The sequence below is a fragment of the Shewanella sp. 38A_GOM-205m genome, from assembly GCF_000518445.1.
In the GTDB taxonomy this organism is placed as follows: Bacteria; Pseudomonadota; Gammaproteobacteria; order Enterobacterales; family Shewanellaceae; genus Shewanella; species Shewanella algae.
Genome location: NZ_JADP01000026.1, coordinates 12,901 through 25,349 on the forward strand (window position 1 = coordinate 12,901; position 12,449 = coordinate 25,349).

Here is a 12,449-nt window from a genome sequence, read left to right on the forward strand (position 1 = left end):
CCTAGTGCTGGTGGCCTGAGCTCAGGCGCATCAGGCTGCCCTTGAGACTGGCTTCTGAGTCCAGCAGGAATTGCCCGGAAATCACCACGTTTTCGCCTTCATGCAGGCCTTCGAGGATCTCTGCTTTACCCTGACTCAACATGCCGACAGTGACCTTTCTGGCGCTGAAACTGGCATCATCCTGTTTGACTATGACCCGGTTCTCTTTGCCTGTTTGGATCAAAGCTTCCTGAGGGATCACCAAAGTATCGCGTTTCGGGCCACCATAGAGAGAAACCTTGGCCAAGGTCTTGGGCCTGAGCTCCATTGCTTGATCATTGTTGAGTACCACTCTGACCCTCAGGCTACGGGTGACGGGATCCAGCTCGGGATAGATATAGTCAATCTTGCCTTCTATGCCCTTGAGTCCCATGGCAGGGATATTAACCTCGGCGGCCTGACCCACTTCCAGCCAGCTCTGCTCGTTTTCAAACACGTCGGCGATGACCCAGACTTTGGAGAGGTCAACCAGTGACATGACCTCGGTCTGAGGTTGTATATACATGCCGTCACGCACCGCGAGCTGTTTGACTATGCCGCTTTCGCGGGCGTAGAAAGGAACCCGGTATTGGGTCTTGCCAGTCTTGGCCAGCTGTTTGATCTGCTCTTGGTTCATGCCCAGCAGTTCAAGACGTAGCCCGGCCTTACGCAACAGCTCTTGGTAGTTGGCACTGTTGCCTGAGCGTTTCAGGGTATCTTGGGCCAACAGATAGTCGTCCTGGGCATTGACGAGATCCGGTGAATAGATCTCGTACAGCAGCTGGCCTTTCTCGACCCTGTCACCGACAGACTCTACTTTAAGCTTTTCAATCCAGCCATTGACCCTGGCATGGATATGACTGATCTGGCTCTCGTCATAGTCTATCTGGCCGACTGTTTTGACGAACTTCCACAACGTGTCCCTTTCTACCTTGGCCACCTTGAGGGCCAAGGCTTGTTGCATCTGGCCTGAGACATCTATTTCAACGGTTTCCGAGTGACCGCCCATCTCGACTTTTTCCAGATTCATGCCGCAGATGGGGCAGGTGCCTGGCACATCGCTGATGATATGAGAATGCATGGGGCAGACATATTTGATGTTCTTGCCCTGATCAAGAGGTGCAGGTTTAATCTCCAACGCGGGCTTTGTCTGCTGCATGGCGTGCTGGCTATGGTCATCAGCTTTGGTTTTTGTAGCCTGGGTTTCTGTAGCTTCGGCGTGACCGGCATGGGAACCGGGCTCCTCTTCTTCCTCTTCAACCAGGAACATGTTGCATTTGGGGCAGCGTCCCGGCTCGTGACTGGTCACTTCCGGATGCATGGGGCAAATATAGGTTTTTTGCAGGGCCTGTGTTGGTTCTGCCAAGGCTTCAGTAGCCTCATCTTTGACCAAAAACATGTTGCATTTGGGGCAACGTCCCGGCTTATGGCTGGTGACTTCCGGATGCATGGGGCAGTAATACTCCTGAGTTGCCGTCCCATGTTGATGATCTTTGTGTTGTTCCTGCCCTTGGGGCTGATTGCCCTGGGCCATTGCCTGCATACTCCATTGCGGGCCGACAGCCAACACCAGACTAAGCGCGCAGGCCAGTCGTTGGCGTTTACGGTTTGAATCGCTCATATGCCTCATCTCCAGCTACAGCTTGATTAGTGGTGGTGGTGTTTCTGGCCTGCTACAGGCTCAAGATTCATACCACATTTGGGGCAGGAGTCACCTTTCTTGCCTGTCACTTCAGGATGCATGGGACAGTGGTAGCCGGCTTGTTGCTGTTTTTCCAGGAACATACCGCACTTGGGGCAGGAATCCCCTTTGTTACCCGTCACTTCAGGGTGCATGGGGCAAGCATATTCGGCAGTTACGGCGGCTTGTTGCTGGCCGTGATGATGTTCGCGTTCGTTTGCGAAGCTGGCACGGGCCAGGGTGACAGACAGTAAGGCAATAATCAGGACACTGATAAAGGTTTTCATTGATTCACTCCGTTTGGGATACGGCTTTGACCAGGCGCCGGCTGGCATTCCTAGGGCTTATCCCATAAAAAATTGTATTTATTGGCAGATTTTGGGCACAAGTGTGCCGTGGGCATCAAACTATGGGTGGTTTGATAGTCTGGCCGATAGAAACAGAGTGGAAATGAGGCATAGGCGTGGCCACGGCGGCTTCGGGCAGAGACATCACCGGCCAGGAACCGACGGCGATGAGGGTACCCGCTACGGATATCACCAGACAATGGTTACAGTCACTCTTGCAGAATCCTTTGCCTTCACAGCAATGACTCACAGTGTCGGGAAGCACTGTATCAACTTGCGGGTCATCGCAGCAGTGACTGCTCTGTGTCTGTTGAGGGTGACAATCCATGGTGGCAGCCATTGGGTGTGCCGTGGAGTGCATTTCCCCGGAATGCGCTTCAGCTGTGGGTACCATCCAGTGTCCATTGGTTAGCATACCCTGCCCGAGCAATGCGAGCATGGTAAACAGAACCAGGATGTGGCGGCGAACCGATAGCATCTTGAGCTTGAACTCCAGAGAGAATGAACCTCATTAGTTTACCATGCTTTAAAATGCTTGCCTTGATGTGATTCACATCTGAAGAAGTGCGAAAATATCTTCAGCTATTCTCGGGCAATCATTGGTTTACAGGCTGACCTTCTGCCTCACTCCACTCTGAAAACTCAGCGGCGCAGCTGTGCCAACCAGTCGGCCATCAGGCCCCCATGGGTCATTACCTCGGCAGGAACAGCCTGGCCGGCTTCATCCACTACTTGCAACTGTGGGCTGCGAATAAAGGCGTTGGCTTCGGCCTCGGTATCCAGAGTCGGTAACTGCAGTTGTAGGCTTTGTTGCTTAGCCACTGTCAGTGTCAGGTAGAGGGGGCCGGATTTGACCCAAGCGCCCGAGTCATCGGCATTGACGGCAAAAATATCCCGGTACTGGAGCTCAACGACATGTTCACCGGCAGCCAGTTTGTGGCTGTCAAAGTTGGATACTGCCTGGCCATCGATAGCCTTGATCGCCAGATTATCCGGCAAGTTTAATTCAGCAGCGAAACTGCCAGGAGCCATAAACAGGGCGGTAAGCACTAACAGGGCGGCGCTAAAACGAGCTGCAGAAATTTTGTATGCAGACATAGTGGGAACTCCCAAAAATATTCAGATGTAAAAACATTAACTAAAGCTGTGCGGCCTGATGGCCAGAGTTACATCTGTACTGAGTTGGGAGGGGGTGTTTGCTGTGAGAGTATGGCGGTTTGCAGGCTCCAGCTTGGCAGGGTAATCTGCTGGCTTCCAGTCATCACCAAAGGGTGGCTGGTAGTAAGCAGGCTTACACCTGGTGTGCAGTGGCTGGCACAGTTGCCCATGGTGCCGCAATCCATACCCAGATCGCAGTCGGGGCAATGTTGCTGGCCTTGGCAGCAATCCATATCCATGGTCATGCTAGCGGATGCAGATGGGTTCATGGTCGCCATCGGCTGATGCTCAGACACGGCTATAGACGCAGCAGCAGGCATCATGGCCTGTCCCAGCGTCATTATCAGTGTCAGTATCAGCAGCAAGCTTCTCATCATTATCCTTTTGGTCTGGCAAAGCACGCGATAGGTGCTTGCCTCAATAGACAGACATATTGGTTAAATAGTTTCCTCTTGTCCAAAATAAATTGTGCATTACCTCTTAGGTGTCGCTTGGATCACATTTATTGTTTCGAGAATTGGCTGTATGTTAATTATTCGATTGACTATGCTTGATTAAGCCTGTGCCATGCATTAGGTTTAGGAAAAGTGCATATATGGCGCCGACTTAAAATCCTACCGTCAATAGGCCTTGAGAGTTAGAGCTAAGTCTCATTTTGCACTTTTCAGGTCAGATTAATGAAAGAAAACTGGTTTATAATCAAATTTCAGAACAACGAATAGCTCAATATAGATATAAGAATTTTATTTTGGAGAAGAGTGATGAACTGGCGTGCAATCTTTAAACCCAGCGCAAAGTATTCCATCCTGTCGCTGCTGGTTGTCGGCATAGTGATAGGTGTTGTGGGTTACTTCGCTACCCAGCAGACGCTGCATGCAACCAGTACAGATGCGTTCTGTATGACCTGCCACAGCAACCACTCACTGAAAGATGAAGTGCTGGCTTCTGCCCACGGCGGCGGTCGTGCCGGTGTAACTGTTCAGTGTCAAGACTGTCACCTGCCTCACGGCCCGGTTGACTATCTGGTGAAAAAGATCATCGTTTCCAAGGATCTTTACGGTTTCCTGACTATCGATGGCTTCAATACTCAGGAATGGTTGGATGCCAACCGTAAAGAGCAGGCTGACAAAGCACTGCACTACTTCCGTGATAATGACTCAGCCAACTGTCAGCATTGTCATACTCGCATCTATGAAAACCAGCCTGAAACTATGAAGAAAATGGCTGTTAGAATGCACAGCATGAACTTCAAGAAAGATCCTGAAAGCAGAAAGACCTGTGTGGATTGCCACAAGGGTGTAGCGCATCCTTATCCCAAGGGCTAATCTTCTTTGAGCTGGAAAAACCGCTGCTTGCAGCGGTTTTTTTATGCCCTGATTTCAAAAAACATTGCAGCTTGTAAAAGTGCCAGCTGCCAATTACTGTGTCAGCCACTCTTTACACAAGAGAATGCCACGAGGACTGATTGCACCTTCCTTAGGCTCTGTTGCCCTATCGAGCTGATGCCGCCGCTGACTGGGCTCGTGGATAAAGTCGCTTGCAATTATGCCTCGTGTAATAAAAAGGGCCGCCGATTGGCGACCCTCAATTTGTCATTAACAGGCTGGATTAGAAAGGCAAGCTGAAGCCTATGCTGACAGTACGGCCCATGCCCTTGAAGTAACGATTGTCGTTAGCCATAGTCTGTGAGTAGTAACTGTAGTAGTCCTTATTCAGCAGATTCTGTAGCCCCAATGTCAAAGTGCCTTGGTAAAGCGGCATAGAGAAGGAGGCATCAACTGTGACATAGCCGTCAAACTCGGCGTACTCTTCACCATTGGCCTTCTTGAAGCTACGGTCCATATAGTAGTTGGCCTGAATGCGCCCACTCATCTCGGCATTGAACCTGTGTTCCCAGAACAGGTTGAGACGACTGGGTGCTATGTTGGCGCCGTCGAGATCTGTGTCTGTGCTGCCATCTTTATTGGAGTCATACTCACCTTGCTGCAGCGCTAGGTTTAGCCCCAGATCGTCGTCATTACCCAGGTAAGCCGTGACATTGGCTTCCAGTCCCTGGATCACGCTCTTTTCCCGTTTCACATTGTAGAAGCCGTCTTCATTCAGGGCCAAGCGGGCACCCAGTTTGGCCTCGGAGCGATACAGTGCCAGCTTGGCTGCCAACAACTCGCCTTGATAGTCCAAGCCTAGTTCATAGTTGTCTGTGACCACGGGCTCCAGCGTCAAGGAACCTTCCACGCTGGGGTTCTGGTCCGGGAAGCTGTTGCCGTCACGCAGAATTCGCCCTATGTCGGCCATACCAAAACCTTGGCTGTAACTGGTATAGAGGCGCAGCGCTGAGGTGAAGTTATAGCTGGCACCTATATTGAACAGGGTTTCATTGAAATCCGGTTCGCCACCGGCAACCTGTTTGTGGCCAGAGGCCCACAGAGTTTGGAAGTCATCGACCTTGAGTTTAGCATATTCATAACGAACGCCGCCGGAAAGGGTCAGTGCATCCACAGGTGATAAGCTCAACTGGGCATAGGGGGCGATATTGTCGTAACGGGTCTCGGGTACCCAGGAGCGTCCGGTCTGCACCAGATCCTGCTCTGTGGTATCGCTGAAAAGGTCTACACCATAGGCCAGATCCACGCCGCTGTCGGCCAGATTATTGGCGATCATAGACGCCTTGAGGCCCCACTTGTTGGACTTGTTGCGTGACTGGTCATAGAAGTACTGCTCGCCATTGGCGCCGGTATCACAGGTTGTCAGATTCGCTGCACCTTCGAAGGCCGGATCATAGAAGCTGCCGAAACAGCCACCGCCATAGACACCCTTGAAGTTCTGGTTGAACAGTTGCAGCTCCAACTGCTGCCCGGCGATGTTGCGATGCTTGTAGGTGAGGCTGCTGGTGGTGACCTTGTTGTTGGCTGCCTGCCAGGGTTGTTTCTGTTTCACCGCCGATGTTGGAGTATCTGTGGCGACATTGCCTTTGACCGGCATCCAATCACCATTGTTGTCCATATCGTAGTGGTTGACCATCAGCTCCAGTCGCGACTCGCTGAACTCATAGCCCAACTTGAGGAAGAAGTCCTTGCTCTGGCTGTCCATCGACTCGCCCTGGGTGGTGTCGACACCTATGACATCGTCGTTGGCATCATAGTAAACACCATTGCTGTGGTATCCCACTGAACCCAGCATATCCAGGTTGCCGCTTTGGCCGGAGAAGGCATAGTTGGCACCAAAACTCAGGCTATCGGACTCGAAGCTGGTGGGGGAGGACAGATCAAAACTTACCCGGCTTTCGTTGTCGCCGCTGGGTTTCTTGGTGATGTAGTTGATTATGCCCCCCTGAGCGCCAAGGCCGTGCATGGCATTGGCGCCATGGATGATTTCAATTCGTTCTATCATCATGGGATCTATGGTTTGACCCGAGCGACCACCACTGCGCAGAGGGTTTGACTGAGGCACGCCATCTATCATGATGAGGGGAGCTCGGCCGCGCAGGGTTTCACCGGTATTGGTCATTTTCTGGCGGCTGGGGGAGAAACTGGGGGCCAGGTTGCCCAAAATGGTCGATAAGTCCCGGGTGGTGGCCAACTGTTGTTTGAGTTGTTCCTGGTCTATGACTGTCACAGTATTGGGGATGGCACTGAGTGGTTTCTCCATCCGACTGGAAGTGATGACCATGGTTTCCATTTGGGGATCTTTGGCGTAAGCCACCTGGGCTGCCAGTCCGGAAAGTACTGACAGAGCGACGAGGGAGCGAGTGAATTTCATCATTATTCCTATGTTTGCCACCTTGGAAGACGGCTTATTGGTTTGCGGTTTCCGGCGCTCCCTGCCAACTTTGTAAATACAAATAATTGTCATTTATATAACGATTGTGAAGTATAAGTAGGCAGGTTTTCCCTGTCCATAGCTGTGATGAATTTTTGTAAAGAGTGTCAAGGTGCTAGACCTGAGCGAGTCAAACGCTTAATCGGGAATGAGATTAGCCGACTAATGGCTGGAATCTCACTCTCCGGCTATGAAACTTTCAGGCAGCCTGTGGTATGGTTGGCGCAACTGAATTTTGTCAATCCAACAGATCCTTACTATGCATAATATTGCTCAGATTATTGCCCAGGAGCTGAACGTTCGTGAGCAGCAGGTTGCTGCAACTATCAGCTTGCTGGATGAAGGCGCTACAGTGCCTTTTGTGGCCCGTTACCGTAAAGAGGTGACGGGGGGGCTGGATGATACCCAGCTGCGTAACCTGCACACTCGTCTCGGTTATCTGCGGGAGCTCAACGATCGGCGTCAGGTGATCCTCTCCTCGATAGAGGCCCAGGGAAAACTGACCGCCGAGCTGAAGCACGCCATCAATGAAGCCGACAGCAAGACCCGGCTCGAAGATCTGTATCTGCCCTATAAACCCAAGCGCCGTACCAAGGGCCAAATTGCCATTGAAGCCGGTATCGAGCCCTTGGCCGATGCCCTCTATGCTGCTGTCGGCAGCGCCTCCATGGATCCTGAACAGGCTGCCGAGGCCTATCTCAATCCGGAAGCCGGTTTTGCCGACGCCAAGGCGGTGTTGGATGGTGCCCGTTATATCCTGATGGAACGGATCGCCGAAGATGCCGAATTGCTGGCCAAGGTGCGTAACCACCTGCAACAGTCGGCTGTCATTGAAAGCCGCTTGATTGCAGGCAAGGAGAAGGAAGGCGCCAAGTTCCGCGACTATTTTGAGCACACTGAAAAACTCAGCTCAGTGCCTTCTCACCGGGCGTTGGCTATGCTGCGCGGCCGTAATGAAGGCGTGTTGAGTCTATCTATGAATGCCGACCCTGAGGCAGAAGCCAAAGCCGGTAGCTATTGTGAGGTGCTCATCGCCGAGCACTTGCGTCTCAAGCTGAGTGACAGCGCTTTGGATAACTGGCTGAAGACGGTTATCACAGCCACTTGGCGGATCAAAATCGCCCTGCAGATGGAAACCGAGTTTATCGCCAGAATGCGTGAAGCGGCGGAAACCGAGGCGATTAAAGTTTTCGCCCGTAACCTGGGCGACTTGCTGATGGCACCTCCTGCCGGAGCCAAGGCCACCATGGGACTGGATCCCGGGCTGCGCACCGGGGTTAAGGTGGCTGTGGTCAACGACACAGGCAAGCTGGTGGGCCATACCACTATCTTCCCTCATGCGCCGCAAAACCAGTGGGACAAGTCGATACGCACCCTGGCCAATCTGGTCAATATGCACAAGGTGGAGCTGATCGCCATAGGTAACGGCACGGCTTCCCGTGAAACCGACAAGCTGGCAGCTGAAGTGATTGCCATGGTCAAAGACAGCAATCCCGGCATCACCAAGGTGATGGTCAGCGAAGCCGGAGCCTCTGTTTATTCGGCCTCAGAGCTGGCGGCCAATGAGTTTCCTGATCTCGATGTTTCACTGCGCGGCGCCGTATCCATCGCCAGACGTTTGCAGGATCCGCTGGCGGAGCTGGTTAAGATTGAACCTAAGTCTATCGGTGTGGGCCAATATCAACACGATGTCAGCCAGAGCCAGCTGTCGGCTTCTTTGGAAGCCGTCGTTGAAGACTGTGTAAACGGCGTCGGTGTCGACGTGAACATGGCTTCCATGCCACTGCTGAGTCAGGTGGCCGGTCTTAACCGCACCTTGGCCAAAAACCTGGTGGAATACCGCGATGAGCACGGCCGCTTCAACGACCGTAAAGAGCTGCTCAAAGTACCACGCCTGGGACCCAAGGCCTTCGAACAGGCAGCCGGCTTCCTGCGGATCCGTGAAGGCAGCAACCCACTGGATGCATCGGCCGTTCACCCCGAGGCCTATTCACTGGTGGAAAATATTGCCAAGCTCAAGGGCCAACCGGTTGCCGAGCTGATAGGTAACAGTGAACTGTTGAGCAGTATCAATCCGGCCGAGTTCACCACGGATGAATTCGGCCTGCCGACAGTGACGGATATCCTCAAGGAGTTGGATAAGCCGGGTCGGGATCCCCGGGGCGAGTTCAAGACAGCCAAATTCAAAGATGGGGTTGAGGCGCTCAAGGACCTCAAGCCTGAGATGATCCTCGAGGGTGTGGTGACCAATGTCACCAACTTTGGCGCCTTTGTCGATATCGGCGTGCATCAGGATGGCCTGGTGCATATCTCTTCTCTGACCGACAAGTTTGTCAGCGATCCTCATACCGTGGTTAAGGCCGGTGATGTGGTCAAGGTGAAGGTCATGGAGGTGGACGTGGAGCGTAAGCGTATTGGGTTGTCGATGCGCCTGGACGAAAAGATTGAGCCCGGTAAGCCACAACAAAGAACCGGCAAGCCGCAGACCAAGGGCAATAAGCCTGGTCAGGGCAAACAACGTCCGGCCGCCAAGCCACAGCCAGTGAATGCCGCCATGGGTAATGCTTTTGCCGATGCCTTTGCCAAGTTGAAGAAAAACTGATCGACAAGTTGTTGAATATCTATTAACGGTCCGACAGTAGATGAATCCCTCGATAATTATCGGGGGATTTTTTTACACTCCATTTTCTGCAACCAACACTCGAGCCAATGCTGCTCTTTTCTATGAACCTTGAGCTCTGCCGCTTTTCCCGGTCTTTTGCGAACTGTTTCACCCTCTGGCGTTATCGGCAATTACAAACAAATGTTAATGAAACTTTATCGTAGCCTTTCTGTCATAATGACGCGGCAAATCGGCTCGGGCAAAGAGTTGGCGTGCGGTTAAACCTCAATTTTTATATCAACCACCGAGATACAAGAGTGGCAAGGATTTTAGGGCATGAAGTTTTCCCATCTTAAGTTTACGGGGCCGTTTCGCGGTGTACTGACTTTCAGTTTATTGGCTCTGTTATGCCTGATGTTGAGCCGAATTGGGCTGGGGCTTTGGCAATATGAACGGGTAACCGCCGTTGGTGGTTGGAGCCATATGTTGTTGCAGGGGCTGCGGGTCGATGTGGCCATGCTTTGTTGGCTCTGGGGCGTTGTGGCACTGGGTACTGCCTTGTTTGGCGGCGATCATTGGCTTGGGCGTTGCTGGTCTTGGATACAACGTCTATGGCTGACTCTCGGGCTTTGGTATTTGCTGTTTTTGGAGCTGTCCACACCCTCCTTTATTGAAGAGTACGGTGTCAGGCCTAACCGTCTTTACGTCGAATATCTTATTTACCCCAAAGAAGTGCTCTCCATGCTCTGGAGCGGCCGCAAACTGGAGCTGATCCTCTCCGTGGTCTTGTCCGGAGTCATCCTCTGGGGCGGCTGGAAACTCTCAGGTTACCTCGGTCGCAATTGTCGTTTCCCCAAGTGGTATTGGCGCCCAGTGCTCGGTGTGCTGATCATTGTCTTGTCACTGGCGGGGGCCAGATCCAGTCTCGGCCACAGGCCCTTGAACCCTGCCATGGTGGCCTTCGCCGATGATCCGCTCGTCAACTCGTTGGTGGTCAATTCCGGTTACTCTCTGGCCTTTGCCATCAGCCAAATGAATAACGAGGCCGACGCATCGCGGATCTATGGCGACATGGACAGAAAGGAGATCTATCAGATAATCCGCCAGGAGAGTGGCCGTGCGCCTGCTGACTTCATATCAGACAAATATCCCAGTCTGAGCCAAAACCAGGCCAGTTATCGCGGTAAACCCAAGAATATAGTCATCATATTGCAGGAGAGCCTGGGAGCTCGTTTCGTTGGCAGCCTGGGAGGCTTACCACTGACGCCCAATCTGGATGCCCTGGCCGATGAAGGCTGGTATTTCGAGAGCCTGTATGCCACGGGTACACGTTCGGTCCGCGGCATAGAGGCGGTGACCACAGGCTTTACCCCCACGCCGGCGCGCTCTGTGGTGAAACTCGGCAAGAGCCAGAGCGGCTTCTTCAGCCTGGCGGAATTACTGCAGGCTAAAGGGTATTCCACCTCTTTTATCTACGGTGGTGAAAGCCACTTTGACAATATGCGCAGCTTCTTCCTCGGTAATGGTTTCAGCACTATCGTCGACCAGAAAGATTATCGTAAACCTGCCTTTGTCGGCTCCTGGGGCGCTTCGGATGAAGATTTAATGCGCAAGGCCGATTCAGAGTTCAAGCGGCTCCATGCCGAGGGCAAGCCTTTCTTTAGCCTGGTGTTCAGCTCCAGCAATCATGATCCCTTTGAATTCCCTGATGGCCGTATCGAGCTGTATGAACAACCGAAACAGACCCGCAACAATGCTGCCAAATATGCCGATTACGCCATAGGTGAATTTTTCCGCCTGGCCAAAGAGGCTGACTATTGGCGTGATACCCTGTTCCTGGTGGTGGCCGATCATGACAGCCGGGTTTCCGGGGCCTCCTTGGTGCCTGTGCCCAGATTCAGGATCCCGGGCTTGTTGCTGGGTGATGGGATAACGTCCAAACGGGACTTGCGGGTAGTGAGTCAGATAGATCTGCCGCCAACTCTGTTGTCTTTAGCCGGCATAGATGCCACTTACCCCATGTTGGGGCGAGACCTGTCAAAGGTGCCCGATAGTTGGCCGGGCAGGGCCTTGATGCAGTACGACAAGAACTTTGCCTATATGCAGGGCAATAAGGTCACCATATTGCAGCCGGAGAAGGCGCCTGCGACCTTTGATTACGACCCTGTTAAGGAACAACTGCATACAGCACCGCTCGCAGAACCTATGGCTCGCAAGGCTCTTGGGTTAGCGCTTTGGGGTAGCATGGCGTATCAGGAAGGTTTATATAAGCTGCCGCCAAAGACGGATCAAACCAACGCTGAAATGCCGGCATCGGGCAGGGGCTCAGTACGCTGATGGTAGAAGGTGTCGATTCTCTGTCCCAGCTCACGATAAAACTGCGGTGCTTCATTCGGCATGGGATGGCGTTCGGTACTTGATTCGATGGCGGGCTTGGGAAAAGCCGCGGCTTCTAGCAGACGGTTACGGATATCGCGGCGATCCAGGGCCGGCTTGCTGACCAGATTCAGCTGCAGTGGCTTACTGCCTTGGCGCTGCTGTTGTTCCTGTTGCTGCTGTTGTTGACCGGATTGCTGTTGGCGCTCCTGGACTCTGTCGGCCAGTCTGGCCTGTTGCTGCGCCGAGTCTGCAGTGCGTTCGTGCTGCGGGTTGAAGGCCCTTTCTTCATGGCCTTTACTGGGTTGCTGCGGCGGAATGACCGGCGGTCTTTGCTGACTCTCTACCCGAGCGGCATCGGTCGCGGGATTACTGGTCGCGATCGGTACCTGTGGATAGTGTGAGACGAGCTGCATAGGGTCATTCCTTACATTGCTGTCCAAATAAT

The 12,449-nt window shown here is 52.9% G+C and carries 10 protein-coding genes; 3 read left to right on the plus strand and 7 right to left on the minus strand.

Going from position 1 to position 12,449, the window contains the following annotated elements; genetic code table 11:
* Position 1: 1 nt before the first annotated feature.
* The 5 genes from N512_RS0114740 to N512_RS0114755 form a co-directional block, all read right to left on the minus strand.
* Complete coding sequence (locus N512_RS0114740; RefSeq protein WP_028780826.1) at positions 2 to 1,639, minus strand: efflux RND transporter periplasmic adaptor subunit; 1,638 nt, start codon at positions 1,637 to 1,639, stop codon at positions 2 to 4.
* A 26-nt stretch (positions 1,640 to 1,665) separates the two neighbouring features.
* The gene (locus tag N512_RS0114745; protein ID WP_025010837.1) at positions 1,666 to 1,986 is read right to left on the minus strand and encodes a heavy metal-binding domain-containing protein; all 321 of its coding nucleotides are present in this window, start codon (positions 1,984 to 1,986) and stop codon (positions 1,666 to 1,668) included.
* Between the two features lie 115 nt (positions 1,987 to 2,101).
* Positions 2,102 to 2,440 carry a hypothetical protein gene (locus N512_RS24140; RefSeq protein ID WP_240517052.1) on the minus strand — a complete coding sequence of 113 codons (339 nt, stop codon included), beginning with the start codon at positions 2,438 to 2,440 and terminating at the stop codon, positions 2,102 to 2,104.
* Positions 2,441 to 2,688: 248 nt separating this feature from the next.
* Complete coding sequence (locus tag N512_RS0114750) at positions 2,689 to 3,144, minus strand: DUF2057 family protein (RefSeq protein WP_051472823.1); 456 nt, start codon at positions 3,142 to 3,144, stop codon at positions 2,689 to 2,691.
* Positions 3,145 to 3,212: 68 nt separating this feature from the next.
* Positions 3,213 to 3,581: a hypothetical protein gene (locus N512_RS0114755; protein WP_144225167.1), complete on the minus strand. Its 369-nt coding sequence runs from the start codon at positions 3,579 to 3,581 to the stop codon at positions 3,213 to 3,215.
* A gap of 384 nt (positions 3,582 to 3,965) precedes the next feature.
* Between N512_RS0114755 and N512_RS0114760 the strand changes: the two genes are divergently transcribed.
* A complete protein-coding gene (locus N512_RS0114760) occupies positions 3,966 to 4,529 on the plus strand; it encodes a NapC/NirT family cytochrome c (RefSeq protein ID WP_025010834.1) in 564 nt (187 codons plus the stop codon).
* A 283-nt stretch (positions 4,530 to 4,812) separates the two neighbouring features.
* Here the strand turns inward: N512_RS0114760 and N512_RS0114765 are convergent, their stop codons facing one another.
* Positions 4,813 to 6,963: a TonB-dependent receptor gene (locus N512_RS0114765; protein WP_028780829.1), complete on the minus strand. Its 2,151-nt coding sequence runs from the start codon at positions 6,961 to 6,963 to the stop codon at positions 4,813 to 4,815.
* 319 nt (positions 6,964 to 7,282) lie between these two features.
* Here N512_RS0114765 and N512_RS0114770 point away from each other — a divergent pair, with 319 nt between their 5' ends.
* Together N512_RS0114770 and N512_RS23140 are read left to right on the plus strand one after the other, a co-directional pair.
* Positions 7,283 to 9,625 (plus strand): Tex family protein, encoded by a 2,343-nt coding sequence (locus tag N512_RS0114770; protein ID WP_028780830.1) that lies wholly within the window; start codon positions 7,283 to 7,285, stop codon positions 9,623 to 9,625.
* Positions 9,626 to 9,961: 336 nt separating this feature from the next.
* Positions 9,962 to 11,962, plus strand: a complete 2,001-nt coding sequence (locus tag N512_RS23140) for an LTA synthase family protein (protein WP_051472824.1) — start codon at positions 9,962 to 9,964, stop codon at positions 11,960 to 11,962.
* On the opposite strand, the gene N512_RS0114780 is transcribed toward N512_RS23140, so the two are convergent.
* Positions 11,914 to 12,417 carry a hypothetical protein gene (locus N512_RS0114780; protein WP_028780831.1) on the minus strand — a complete coding sequence of 168 codons (504 nt, stop codon included), beginning with the start codon at positions 12,415 to 12,417 and terminating at the stop codon, positions 11,914 to 11,916. The genes N512_RS23140 and N512_RS0114780 overlap by 49 nt on opposite strands.
* Positions 12,418 to 12,449 lie beyond the last annotated feature (32 nt).

Bases quoted from the DNA above. Each gene is read 5' to 3' on its own strand.
- N512_RS0114745 (WP_025010837.1), bottom strand. From the start codon at position 1,986: ATGAAAACCTTTATCAGTGTCCTGATTATTGCCTTACTGTCTGTCACC.
- N512_RS0114755 (WP_144225167.1), bottom strand. From the start codon at position 3,581: ATGATGAGAAGCTTGCTGCTGATACTGACACTGATAATGACGCTGGGA.
- N512_RS0114740 (WP_028780826.1), bottom strand. From the start codon at position 1,639: ATGAGCGATTCAAACCGTAAACGCCAACGACTGGCCTGCGCGCTTAGT.
- N512_RS0114765 (WP_028780829.1), bottom strand. From the start codon at position 6,963: ATGAAATTCACTCGCTCCCTCGTCGCTCTGTCAGTACTTTCCGGACTG.
- N512_RS23140 (WP_051472824.1), top strand. From the start codon at position 9,962: ATGAAGTTTTCCCATCTTAAGTTTACGGGGCCGTTTCGCGGTGTACTG.
- N512_RS24140 (WP_240517052.1), bottom strand. From the start codon at position 2,440: ATGGTACCCACAGCTGAAGCGCATTCCGGGGAAATGCACTCCACGGCA.
- N512_RS0114760 (WP_025010834.1), top strand. From the start codon at position 3,966: ATGAACTGGCGTGCAATCTTTAAACCCAGCGCAAAGTATTCCATCCTG.
- N512_RS0114770 (WP_028780830.1), top strand. From the start codon at position 7,283: ATGCATAATATTGCTCAGATTATTGCCCAGGAGCTGAACGTTCGTGAG.
- N512_RS0114780 (WP_028780831.1), bottom strand. From the start codon at position 12,417: ATGCAGCTCGTCTCACACTATCCACAGGTACCGATCGCGACCAGTAAT.
- N512_RS0114750 (WP_051472823.1), bottom strand. From the start codon at position 3,144: ATGTCTGCATACAAAATTTCTGCAGCTCGTTTTAGCGCCGCCCTGTTA.